Raw genomic sequence first — 10848 nt, 5'->3', positions numbered from 1 at the left:
TTCGGGCGTGGGGTAGAGAGGCGCACCTGGCGCCCGGAGGTTGCCAGTGCCCCAGAGCGCCGGGTGCGCCCAGCCTGCAGCAACCGACGGCGGGATCAGGAGCGCCGAGAGAACCGCTGGAGCCCGTGCCCCAACATCGTGCCGGACCGGGCCGCATCGTTGCCACCGCTCCATGATCGTGTCCCGTAGCGTTTCCCGTCAGGCTGATCGCGATCCGGCGAGACAGGCGTGCCCAGACGTAGCACGCTACGGAGTTGTCGACGTCCTCACGCACCACGCGTGCGGTGCCCGCGCATAGTTGCACGCCATTCCCTGACTGAAGGAAGACCTCGTGACACCTCCTGGCGCATCCCCCGAGACAAGCACCGAGACGGAGCGCTACCGCAAGGCACTCCAGCGCCTGGAGAGCTTGGGCGCGGACGTCAAGGTCTGCCAAGGCGCCGATATCAGTGCCGGCATGCTGGAGACGCTCGTGATGTTGAGTGAGAGGGTGATGTCGGAGGAGGTGGCCGCGGACTGAGCCATCATTCCGTGCCAGTGGTCCACACCTCTGGGCCACCGCCGCGCCACTCGATCAGCAACGGATCAAGCAGGCGCACATCGTCGGGGCCCAGGCCGGCGCGGCGCAGGAACTCCAGGAGGTCGGCCACGCTGTAGGCGACGCCGAGGATCGCGGCGTCGACGTGGACGCGGCGGCCCCCGGTAGGGGCCGGTGGGTGGACCACTATGCGGGGCCGGGCCGCGTCGGTCATACCCCCAGCCTGCCGAACTCCGGCGCCGACTGCCTGCTGGGCTCGGCTATTGGTTCTCGCACTTTGCGTTTGGTCAGCTCTTCGACGATGTCGTCCAGGTCGATCAGGTCGGCTGACCCAGGTGCCAGTGAAGCCCCGGGCCGGGGCTCTCGGGCGCCCTGAGCTGCCGGTGAGCGCTGCCGGGCGACGCACCGCCCGCGCGGTCCGAACACAGGTCTCTTCCCTCCCGGGGAAGGGATGCTGTCGTTGATGTCAGGCATGCCCATAGCGGCTGATCTGCGAGGACGTGGATCGACGGCGAAATGCCGTTCCTACTCTCGGTCCAACTGAAGGCCCCACGATGCAAGCAATGGTGGAGCCGCCTGAGTGGAGCAACTCTCGGCCCCACTACGCATGAGCCCTGCCGGTCAGCGCTGTTCATCCCAGTTTTCGAGCTCAGCACGCAGGACAGCGAAGGCTCGTTCAGCTGCGTGCCGATCGCGCAGGGCGTCCATCCAACCGGGGCCCGAGACCGCCGCCGCGTGGCGTGGGAGGTATGCGTCGCCGTGGGCGCGCTCGCGGTAGACGTCGCGAGGCGCCTCCTGGGCCAGAGGGAGGGGCTGCCGGAAGGTCTCTTCAGGCTCACTCAGACAGGCGGGTGTTGTACGAAACGGTGCGGTGGACGCCGGTCGACGAGCCAGGGGACGGCGCAGGCGGACTTCGGTCTGGCGGTGCTGCCAGGCGGGGGTGTTGGTGCCGTTCAGGGAGCGGAAGAGAGCTGTGTAGCGCTCGGCGGTCCCATCCGCGGCAGGGTGGCCGGGACTTTAGTCATCCTGAAACGGGGGCTGATATGAACGTCTGCTCTTGCTGGTCCTGGCCGTGCTCGCTCCCTCGGCCTGTACGTGCTGTGCCGGGGAGCCCCGCCGATCCCACCGTCCTCACTGGCGTTGCTCGTGCGGTCGTGGTGCTCGTCCTGATCGGGCGGGAAGGCCAGTGGCAAAGCGGTCACCCTCCCAGCTGTAACCTTCCGCCCTGGCCGCAGTTGGAAGAGTGCGTGTAGGTCCGCCCCAACGGAGACACGTATGAGGGCCCGGAACCGCGTGGGTCGTCTTGTTCCAGGCCCTCACGCATGCCGCTGGTCAGAAGTCGAGCTCCACGTAGTCGATGTCGGTGAACTCGACCAGCAGGCCGCCGGCGCGACGGCCGTGGTCCTTGAAGTAGAGCTCCTGCAGGCCCTCGGCAGCGATGTTCTGCAGCTGCTGCTCGGTGGCGCCGGCGGACTGGGCGTCGAAGAGCCGCGCGGCGTAGAGGGGCGGGAGATGCTGGGTGGTCAGCCTGATCCGGCCGTCATCCGTCGTTCCAGGGGCAGCGGTGAAACCGAAACGTGCCCGGGTCTCGCCGGTGATCCCGCCGGTCTGCGCGGCGCGGCGCCGGGCCTTCTCGCGCACCCTGGGCTGCCAGCGGCGGCGGACCTCACTCTCTATGCGCGCGGCGAGGTCCTTCCGGGCCGCTTGATTTGTTTGTTGACGTACCGCTCCACCGTGCGCTGGGAGATGCGCAGGAGCTGCGCGACGGCTTTGGTAGAGCTCTTGTGCTGCTTGACCAGAAACCGCATCTGAGCGCCGGCGCTCTTGGGGATCGGGCGGGTGGTAGCGGCCTTCTCCAGGCTGTCGCCGACACACGTCGGCCTCCTACTCTCCGCTGTCGGGGGCATCGTCGCCCTTGATGTGCCGGGCCGGGTGACCTGATCGTCCTCGATGGCCCGATGAGCCAGGGGAAGTCGCGGGTGCCTTCGTGCTTGACCATGCCGGGGCTGACGCGGAGGCGGAATCCGCCGCCCAGAACGCTGCGGTTCCAGCTACCTGAGGATCTCCCCGGGGCGTGTCGTCTGGCGCGGCGGCACGAAGCCGCCACCGGGAGGTGTCCCGCGCTCTTCGAGGTGCTGGACGCCGCCCTCTCACGGGCGCTATGGAGCGGCCGGGGGCAGCAGTTCATCCCTCCACCTGCTGCTGCGTGGCGCTCCAGGCGTACTGCAGCCAGTCGGCGATGGTGACGACGCTCAGCCCGCCGGCGACCAGCCGGGTGGCGCGGGGGGCCACGGCATACCCGCAGACGAGCGCACCACCGACCCAGGATGCCAGGCAGAACGGGCAGGTCAGCAGCTCACCGGTGGCCAGCCGCAGCCCGTGGCCGCGGGCCTCGTCGGTGACCTCGCTGGCGCTCACGGTCTCCTGGCGCCGGGTGAAGGGCGCGCGGAGGAAGCTGGTGATTTTGTCCTTCGCCACCATGCGTGACGCCTTGTACGTGGCCGCCCCGAGGAGCAGTAGGTCCCAGGGCGGGATCCTGGTGGGCAGCGGGCGCCCGGAGGCCCGTACGCCCAGCGCGAAGAGGGAGACGCCCCCGGCGTAGAGGGACGCCAGGGTCGCGTAGCCCCGCAGGGGGATCTCCTTCCCCTCCCCGTACCCGGCGAAGGCCCAGGAGGGGCGTGCCTCCTCCGGTCGCTCGGATGGCTGGGCCGGCTTCCCGGCACGGTCGGCCGCTCCGGGGCCGTCGGGTGAATCCAGCGGGTTGAATGCCATGGAGCCTCCGGTTGACGATGGTCCAGAGTGAACGGGTACCCGGGGCGGCGCACGGTCCACCACAATGCCGCCGACCGCGTCAGCGCAGCCATGGCAGCCGCCGAGCGCGGCCGGGGGCGGTCAGGACGGCTTCAGCGGGTCGTGGCCGATGTCCATCGGACCGTACCGCCATGAGGCACCGCCAACCGGACGACCGGCCGGTGCTGCGGTCTGGGTGTAGCAGCGGACGTGGTCCATGCCTCGTTCGTGGTGGATGGGCGGTGGGCGTCATCAGCGCCAGGAAGAACAGCGCCTTGAAGGCGTCGGTGTCGAGGCTGGTCACCTCGCCGGTGGGGCCCACCAGCCGGGCGATCAGCTCGGTCGAGTAGCCGGAGCCCCTGCCGTACTCGGCGACCCGCATGTGCGGTTTGCAGGTCCAGGGTGGTCAGTTCGCGGTGGATGACGACCGGGTTCGAGCGGTGCCGCGTCGGGCTGCGGCCTTCGTGGTGGCGTAGTGGCACGGCAGTTGATGCCATCGCTCGTTGGGGCGGGTGCTGCCGGGGGAGGTCGTCGTCGTCCCCGCGCGGGAGTGCCGCGCGGGCCTGCCCTCCTGGCACCACCCGACCTACGACGCGCTGCTCCGGCAGGCGGTCGACGTCCAGGAGACCGGGCTGACGACGTCGGACTCCGCCGCGCACATGGCCGGCAGTGAAATCCTGGTCGGCCTGGCCGGCCAGCTGCTGGCCCGGTCTGCGGCCAGCCGCTCTGCACGCTGGGCCGCAGTCGGCTGCTCCGAGGCAAGCACTTCGACCAGCTGGCCGATGCTCACACCTCGCTCCTTGGCGAGCTCGGCAAGGTGATCACGGGTCTCCCGCAGAACCTGAATCGTCGTCGATGCCATAGGGGCGCTGTAGAACACCCATGGCGCATGGGCCCCGGCGACACCACGGCCTCCGCTCACCGCGTGCAGCCGCCACCGCTGGCGGCATCCGGTGCAATTCGCCCGCACGTCACGTTATCGACGGCGTTGCTCGGGAACCCGTGCTCTGACACGCCGAACCGGCCGGCGTCGCAGCGAAGGAAGGCGGAGATCATGGGTCATGGTGGAGACGTCATCCAGGAACTGACCACCGACCACCGAGAGGTCGACGACCTCTTCAACCAGTTCGATGACGCCGCGCCCGGCAGCCCGGATCGCAAACGCCTGGTCGATGCGATCACCATCGAGCTGGTGCAGCATTCGGTAGCGGAGGAGATGCACCTCTACCCGGCCGTGCGGGAGCACCTAAAGGGAGGCGACGCGCTGGCGGACAAGGAGCTCGCCGACCACGGACGCGTCGAGCGGCTCCTGAAGAATCTCGAGGCTCTCGACGCCGATGACAGCGTCTTCGACGCCACCGTCCGCGAACTGCGCGACGAGGTCACCGGACACGTCGATGACGAAGAGAACAACCTCTTCACCCAGCTGCGCACCCACGTCCATCAGCAGGTCCTGGACCGGCTGGGAGAGCAGGTGCGCGAGGCGAAGAAGACCGCACCCACCCGCCCGCACCCGGCCGCGCCGAGTACGCCGCCGGCCAACAAGGCCCTGGCACCTGGGCTCGGGCTGGTCGACCGGGCCCGCGACTACGTCACCGGCCGCGGCCAGTAACCCCACCCCACACTTCCTGAAGAAAGGCGACACTGTCATGCCTGTGGCACGCGACATCATGACCGCCTCCGCGGAGTGCATCGGCGCCGAGGACAGCGTCCTGGACGCCGCCCGCAAGCTCACCGAGCTCGGCGTGGGCGCTTTGCCGATCTGCGGCACCGACGACAAGCTCAAGGGCGTCCTGACCGACCGCGACATCACCGTCAAGGTGCTGGGCAAGGGACGGGACCCGCAGCAGACCAAGGCCGGCGAGCTGGCCCAGGGCGAGGCGGTCACCATCGGCGCCGACGACGACGCCAACGAGATCTTCGCGACCATGGCCCGCCACAAGGTCCGGCGCCTGCCCGTCATCGACGGCCACCGCCTGGTCGGCATGGTGGCACTGGCCGACGTCGCCCGCGCCCTGCCCGACCCCCAGGTCGGAGACCTCCTCGAAGCCCTCTCCACCGACTGAACCGCCAGTCCGCGGCACCCCGGCGAGGGGCCAGCCGCTCTCCCGGGTGGTGCGAGCGCTCGTTGGGGCGTGGAGTAGACATGCGGACCTGGCGGCCGGATGTGCCAGTGCCCCACGTCGCCAGGTGCGCCCAGCCACCAGAATCCGTCCCGCTCAGTTGGAGGAGCATCATGCCTGCGGGGTCGAGCAAAAAACGCGAACGACAGTACGAACACATCAAGGACAACGCCAAGGAACACGGCTCCTCGGAGCGACGCGCGAAGGAGATCGCCGCGCGCACCGTCAACAAGGAACGCGCCCGCTCCGGTGAGTCGAAGCAGGCGAGCAAGACCTCCACCGGGGACCCGAAGTCCGCCCCGCAGCGCGGCGGCGAACGCTCCCACCAGGGGCCCGGGGGGCCGACCAAGGACCAGCTGTACGAAGAGGCCAAGAAGAAGAACATCGACGGCCGCTCCCACATGAACAAGGAAGACCTGCGCAAGGCCCTCGGCCGCTGAACCGGGCCGTACACCGGCGGCCGAAGCCTGCTTTCCGCCCCTGCCACAGGCAGGCGCTCCCCCTCACTCCGTGGGGTGGGCAGGGTCCTTCAGAGCCCATGCCCGGCCGGAGCAGTCTTCCGGCAGGGGCGGGAAGGTGTGGTTCTTGACGTTGGTGCTGGTGCTCCAGCGATGGGAGTTCCCGCAGTCACACTCGTAGATGCCACTTTGGGGAACGGTCTCGCCGGGATGGAAGGTCTGTCCCTGGTCGCTCATATTCCCTGTCTACGGCCCCACCCTCGGTGCCGCGACCTGAGATCCGCGCAGCGGCGATCAGCGAGACGGAAAGACCGTGGCGTGGCCGGTGCGCTGCGAAAACATCGATAGCTTTTCAGGCTGGTCGGTTTCGGCCCGAGCCGACGGCCTGGTGCAAGAGCTGCTGTCAGCTGGAGAACGTTCCGATCGGGGCCACTTCGCGCACTCCGGGCGCCAGGCGGGGATGGCGTTGGCCCGCTGCCGGAACGCTGCACTCATCCACCGGGCCGGGGAAGGAGGCGAGAGCATATGAACGACGATGACAGGCCAGCGACCACGTCGATCCCGGGATCGTGCGACCTGTGCGGGGCAGCCGTCCCACCGGCAGCCCAGCTCTTCAGCCTGGTCCGCGACTCCTCCAGCATCCACCCCTACGACCCCGACCAGGACGGCGGACGGCTCCTGGCGGCCTGCAGCCCCGGGCACCTCGGCGAACTCCAGCAGCACTACCGCAGGCGCCCGTTCGTCAATGAAGAACGCTGGGCCGGAAAAATCGCCCGCGCCCTGCGCACACAGCCCGACCTCGACGAGGAAGAACTCGCCCAGGTGACCGGCTTGAACTTCATCCAGATCGAACACACCTGACCTGGGAGAGTGAACGCTTCCTGAATGAACAAGCTCCCCGCGACGGCCGTGAAGAGCCAGAAGGCGGCTCCGACACGCGCGGCGCCCCAGGGCCGGATTGACGGAGCAGCCGCCTCGTGGCGCAGCTGCTCCGTTCGCAGGAACTGTCATGGCGGGTCACTAACCCGTAAGACGCAATGGTGAGCTCAGCGTCGGCATCTGCCGGTGCGCCGACCGTCAGGAGCCCGCTATGTCCGAACGGCGCACCCTGCTGCGCAGTCTGCACGATGTGGGCCTGGCCGCCTGGTTCGGGGGCTCACTGATGGGCGCCGTCGGATTGAACTCTGCCGCCAAGCAGGAGGGCGACAGCTGGACGTCCACCGCCCGCATCGCCGCTGCCGGCTGGGCGAAGTGGACGCCAGTAAATGCGGCGGCCATCACCGCGCACCTGATCGGCTCCAGTGGCCTGCTGGCCGCGAACGCTACGCGCGTCCTCTCCCAGAAGGGTGTCGCAGCCGCGTCAGTTCACGAAGACAGTGCTGACCGGGGCCGCTCTGACGGCCACGCCTACAGCTGGGCCCTCGGCAAGAAGATCGAACTCGCCTCTTCCTACGATCAGCAGGACCTTGAGAAGGCGGCCGCACACCCGGTCGACACCAACAACGCACAGCGGCAGCTGGCGTACATGCAATGGGCCGTCCCCGCCCTCACCGGCGCGCTGCTCGCCCTCAACGCCCTCCACGGCGAACAGCAACGGCCCGCCCAGCAACTCCACGCCATGTGGCAGCGCACCCGCTCCCTCGCCCCGCATCTCCCCTGGCCGTCGACCGGCCGACTACCACTGATCCACTGACCACAAAACAGGGTGACCTCGCAGCGACGCAGCCCTCGACTACGTGACGACCAGGTCGCCTGCCCGCCGACCGTGCTCACCTTCGAGCCGAACAAGCAGTACTTCCGCCGTGGCACGGACGCCGCCAACCTCCCCGCTATGGTCAAGGCCGTCAAGGCCGCAGAAGCCATTGCCCCCCGTCCCCACGCAGGCGTCGAGACCGGTGCCGCCAACGGGGTCCTGGGGCCGGCCACCGCTCTCAAGGACCGCACCTGGGAGATCGTCCGCAAGTCCGAGGTTGGCAAGGCGCCCGGGATCCTTTTCCGCGGTGTGGAATTCGCCGAGTCGGACACGCGCATCGCGGAAAGCCTTCGGTTCTCCAGCCGCCGTGGGGGCAAGCCTGTCGACCCATAACGCATCGGCCCCCTGCTCTCGTAGGGGCGAGGCACGGGGGCCGTATGGGTGAAACCTTGCACCATTGCCTCCCTCGAGCCAGTTATTCGTGGCAGCGCGCTGTTTCCGTGATCTCACCAGGGTCCGTGGCCTTCAATCCTCTGGAAGAGCGGGGTCTTGCTGAGCAGGCCCTGCGCTGGAGAGAACCGATCGCCCCGAATCAAGGAGTGACAGCAAGGGGGAACTATGAGCTCTCACGGCGCCCTGGCGGTCGGCGTTCAAAATCCGCCTGCGTTTCAACTGCCCAAGCATGGAAGGTGAGTGTGTGCCATGGTGACGACGACGGAGGTCGCGGACCAGGTAGGCGGAGAGTCGGGCTGGAAGAAGAATGGCGCAGTGGTGGTGACATGGCTGACGACCACAGACCATAAGAAAATCGGCACCTTGTATATGGTGACGTCTTTCCTGTTCTTCCTCTTCGGGGGCGTCTTGGCGCTGACAATGCGCGCCGAGCTGGCTCGCCCGGGGATCCAGCTCATTTCCAATGAACAGTACAATCAGGCGTTCACCATGCACGGCACCATCATGATGCTGATGTTCGCCACTCCGCTCTTCGCCGGCTTCGCCAACGCCATCATGCCGCTACAGATCGGCGCGCCGGATGTGGCATTCCCGCGTCTGAACATGATCGCTTACTGGTTCTACCTCTTCGGTTCGCTGATCGCCGTGGGATCGTTCCTGACGCCCGACGGGGCGGCTGACTTCGGCTGGTTTGCCTACACGCCGCTCTCCGATGCCACACGCACGCCAGGAGTGGGTGGAGACATGTGGATCATGGGCCTGGCATTTTCCGGCTTCGGCACCATTCTCGGCGCTGTCAACTTCATCACGACCATCATCTGCATGCGGGCACCCGGCATGACGATGTTCCGTATGCCCATCTTCACCTGGAACATCCTGCTCACCAGCGCGCTCGTCCTGCTGGCCTTCCCGGTTCTGGCTGCCACCCTCTTCGCCTTGGAGGCGGACCGGAAATTCGGGGCGCATGTCTATGACGCAGCGAACGGCGGGCCCCTGCTGTGGCAGCACCTCTTCTGGTTCTTCGGCCATCCCGAGGTCTACATCATCGCGCTGCCCTTCTTCGGCGTTGTCACGGAAGTCATCCCGGTCTTCGCCAGAAAGCCGATCTTTGGGTACGTCGGCCTGATTGGCGCAACCATCTCCATCACCGGCCTGTCGATCACCGTGTGGGCCCATCACATGTTCGTCACCGGCGCTGTACTGCTGCCGTTCTTCGCCTTCATGTCCTTCCTCATCGCAGTGCCCACAGGCGTGAAGTTCTTCAACTGGATCGGCACGATGTGGAAGGGGTCGCTCTCCTTCGAGACTCCCATGCTGTGGGTGCTTGGATTCCTTGTCACCTTCCTCTTCGGGGGTCTGACCGGAGTGCTCCTGGCCTCACCACCTCTGGACTTCCACGTCAGTGACAGCTATTTCGTTGTTGCTCACTTTCACTACGTAGTCTTCGGCACTGTCGTCTTCGCCATGTTTGCCGGTTTTCACTTCTGGTGGCCCAAATTCACCGGCAAGATGCTCGACGAGACGCTGGGGAAAATCCACTTCTGGACTCTGTTCGTCGGCTTCCACACCACTTTCCTGGTCCAGCACTGGCTCGGCGCCGAGGGAATGCCGCGCCGCTACGCCGACTACCTCGCCGCCGACGGGTTCAGCGCCCTGAACACCATTTCCTCGATCGGCGCCTTCCTCCTGGGACTGTCGACGTTGCCTTTCGTCTACAACGTCTGGAAGACCGCCAAGTATGCGCCGAGGGTGACGGTGGATGATCCGTGGGGATTCGGGCGCTCGCTGGAATGGGCTACGTCCTGCCCGCCCCCACGGCACAACTTTCTTACGCTCCCCCGTATTCGCTCTGAGTCGCCGGCCTTCGACCTGCACCACCCCGAGGTCGCCTCACTGGATCAGAAGGAGTACACGGGGCGGCGCGACGTAGTGGAGAAGGAATGAACCCGGCAGGCGCGGGCCCTGACAAGGGGCATGAGACCGGCGCTGCCTTCCGTGAACTTGAGGGTTACCTCTTTTTGCAGGCCGAAGACGCACAGGCACGTGCCGAGGCGGAGCATTTCGCCGACCAGTTGCCGTGGCTCACCACCGGCCAACGGAAGGAAGTTGTACGCCTTTGCGTTCAGGACCGTCTGGCACTCAACCGCCGCTACCTCGAACGCATCAAAGATCGCTGCTTGGAGCTCCGCGGCGAGTATTCCGAGCGCTACGAACGGTTGCGCTGTCAACTGCTTGCCGTGGTCGCGGCAACGTTCGTGGCGGCTGCCGTACTGCTGTTCTTCGCCTTTCACGCGAACCTCAGAGATTGAAAGGAACGCAACAGCCGTAGGCGTCTCCTCCGGTCCGACCTCACGGCCTCCAGCTTCCACCCCCCGCCGGTGCTGCGCCTGACGCGAGCGGCGCCAGGCACAGCTTGTCGGGCGCGCCGTACGCATCCTGGCCCACCCTGGCCACTGGCCGTGCTCGGGCGCCCGGGCCGCGATCGCGGCCAGCGCCGCCTTACGCCCTCGGCCCGGGCCGCGCGCCGTAGGCTGCGTCGGCCCTATGCCTGCCCATCGGGCTTGACGAGCCGCGCGAGCGCGCGGTTCGCGGCCCGGCAGCCCGACGAAGACCAGCTCTTTGAACAGGCCAAGAAGAACATCGAAGGCCGCTTGGGATGAACAAGGACCAGCTGCGCCGGGACCGTCGGCCGCTGAACCGCTTGCCCGGGCCAGCCCCGTGGAGAAGAGCGCCGGGCGCAGCCTGCGGCGTGCGACCCGAGGGGAGCGTCAGGCTGCGCTCCCGGCAGCTGAG

General features: G+C 67.4%; 14 protein-coding genes and 1 pseudogene. 10 read left to right on the top strand and 5 right to left on the bottom strand.

What is annotated here, in order from left to right:
• The first annotated feature begins 331 nt into the window (after positions 1-331).
• A complete protein-coding gene (locus K7C20_RS37325; protein WP_030089329.1) occupies positions 332-520 on the top strand; it encodes a hypothetical protein in 189 nt (62 codons plus the stop codon).
• A gap of 4 nt (positions 521-524) precedes the next feature.
• On the opposite strand, the gene K7C20_RS37320 is transcribed toward K7C20_RS37325, so the two are convergent.
• From K7C20_RS37320 to K7C20_RS37305, 4 genes and pseudogenes are all read right to left on the bottom strand, one after another.
• The gene (locus tag K7C20_RS37320) at positions 525-752 is read right to left on the bottom strand and encodes a hypothetical protein (RefSeq protein WP_030089330.1); all 228 of its coding nucleotides are present in this window, start codon (positions 750-752) and stop codon (positions 525-527) included.
• Between the two features lie 1118 nt (positions 753-1870).
• Positions 1871-2445, bottom strand: a pseudogene (gene tpg / locus K7C20_RS37315) (telomere-protecting terminal protein Tpg).
• A 277-nt stretch (positions 2446-2722) separates the two neighbouring features.
• Positions 2723-3310, bottom strand: a complete 588-nt coding sequence (locus tag K7C20_RS37310; RefSeq protein ID WP_078953367.1) for a DUF1360 domain-containing protein — start codon at positions 3308-3310, stop codon at positions 2723-2725.
• Positions 3311-3389: 79 nt separating this feature from the next.
• Positions 3390-3710: a hypothetical protein gene (locus K7C20_RS37305; protein ID WP_150127299.1), complete on the bottom strand. Its 321-nt coding sequence runs from the start codon at positions 3708-3710 to the stop codon at positions 3390-3392.
• 121 nt (positions 3711-3831) lie between these two features.
• On the opposite strand from K7C20_RS37305, the gene K7C20_RS37300 reads away from it, so the two are divergent.
• From K7C20_RS37300 to K7C20_RS37285, 4 genes are all read left to right on the top strand, one after another.
• Complete coding sequence (locus tag K7C20_RS37300; protein ID WP_160328746.1) at positions 3832-4149, top strand: hypothetical protein; 318 nt, start codon at positions 3832-3834, stop codon at positions 4147-4149.
• A 233-nt stretch (positions 4150-4382) separates the two neighbouring features.
• Positions 4383-4940 (top strand): hemerythrin domain-containing protein, encoded by a 558-nt coding sequence (locus tag K7C20_RS37295; protein WP_030089337.1) that lies wholly within the window; start codon positions 4383-4385, stop codon positions 4938-4940.
• A gap of 37 nt (positions 4941-4977) precedes the next feature.
• Positions 4978-5394, top strand: a complete 417-nt coding sequence (locus K7C20_RS37290) for a CBS domain-containing protein (RefSeq protein ID WP_053209666.1) — start codon at positions 4978-4980, stop codon at positions 5392-5394.
• 170 nt (positions 5395-5564) lie between these two features.
• On the top strand, positions 5565-5891 hold the full coding sequence (locus K7C20_RS37285) for a hypothetical protein (RefSeq protein WP_030089341.1): 327 nt from the start codon (positions 5565-5567) through the stop codon (positions 5889-5891).
• Positions 5892-5954: 63 nt separating this feature from the next.
• Here the strand turns inward: K7C20_RS37285 and K7C20_RS37280 are convergent, their stop codons facing one another.
• Positions 5955-6146, bottom strand: a complete 192-nt coding sequence (locus K7C20_RS37280) for a hypothetical protein (protein ID WP_030089343.1) — start codon at positions 6144-6146, stop codon at positions 5955-5957.
• 288 nt (positions 6147-6434) lie between these two features.
• Between K7C20_RS37280 and K7C20_RS37275 the strand changes: the two genes are divergently transcribed.
• The 5 genes from K7C20_RS37275 (at position 6435) to K7C20_RS37255 (ending at position 10364) form a co-directional block, all read left to right on the top strand.
• Positions 6435-6770: a hypothetical protein gene (locus tag K7C20_RS37275; protein WP_048830423.1), complete on the top strand. Its 336-nt coding sequence runs from the start codon at positions 6435-6437 to the stop codon at positions 6768-6770.
• Between the two features lie 229 nt (positions 6771-6999).
• Complete coding sequence (locus tag K7C20_RS37270; protein WP_048830424.1) at positions 7000-7602, top strand: hypothetical protein; 603 nt, start codon at positions 7000-7002, stop codon at positions 7600-7602.
• 12 nt (positions 7603-7614) lie between these two features.
• A complete protein-coding gene (locus tag K7C20_RS37265; RefSeq protein WP_209443974.1) occupies positions 7615-7995 on the top strand; it encodes a hypothetical protein in 381 nt (126 codons plus the stop codon).
• A 309-nt stretch (positions 7996-8304) separates the two neighbouring features.
• Entirely contained in the window at positions 8305-9999 is a 1695-nt protein-coding gene (ctaD, locus tag K7C20_RS37260; RefSeq protein WP_053209665.1) for an aa3-type cytochrome oxidase subunit I, read from the top strand.
• Positions 9996-10364, top strand: a complete 369-nt coding sequence (locus tag K7C20_RS37255; RefSeq protein ID WP_053209664.1) for a hypothetical protein — start codon at positions 9996-9998, stop codon at positions 10362-10364. Before ctaD ends, K7C20_RS37255 begins: the two co-directional genes overlap by 4 nt.
• The last annotated feature ends 484 nt before the right edge of the window (positions 10365-10848 follow it).

Source organism: Streptomyces decoyicus, assembly GCF_019880305.1.
GTDB lineage: Bacteria > Actinomycetota > Actinomycetes > Streptomycetales > Streptomycetaceae > Streptomyces > Streptomyces decoyicus.
This window is presented reverse-complemented; position numbering and strand designations above follow the sequence as displayed.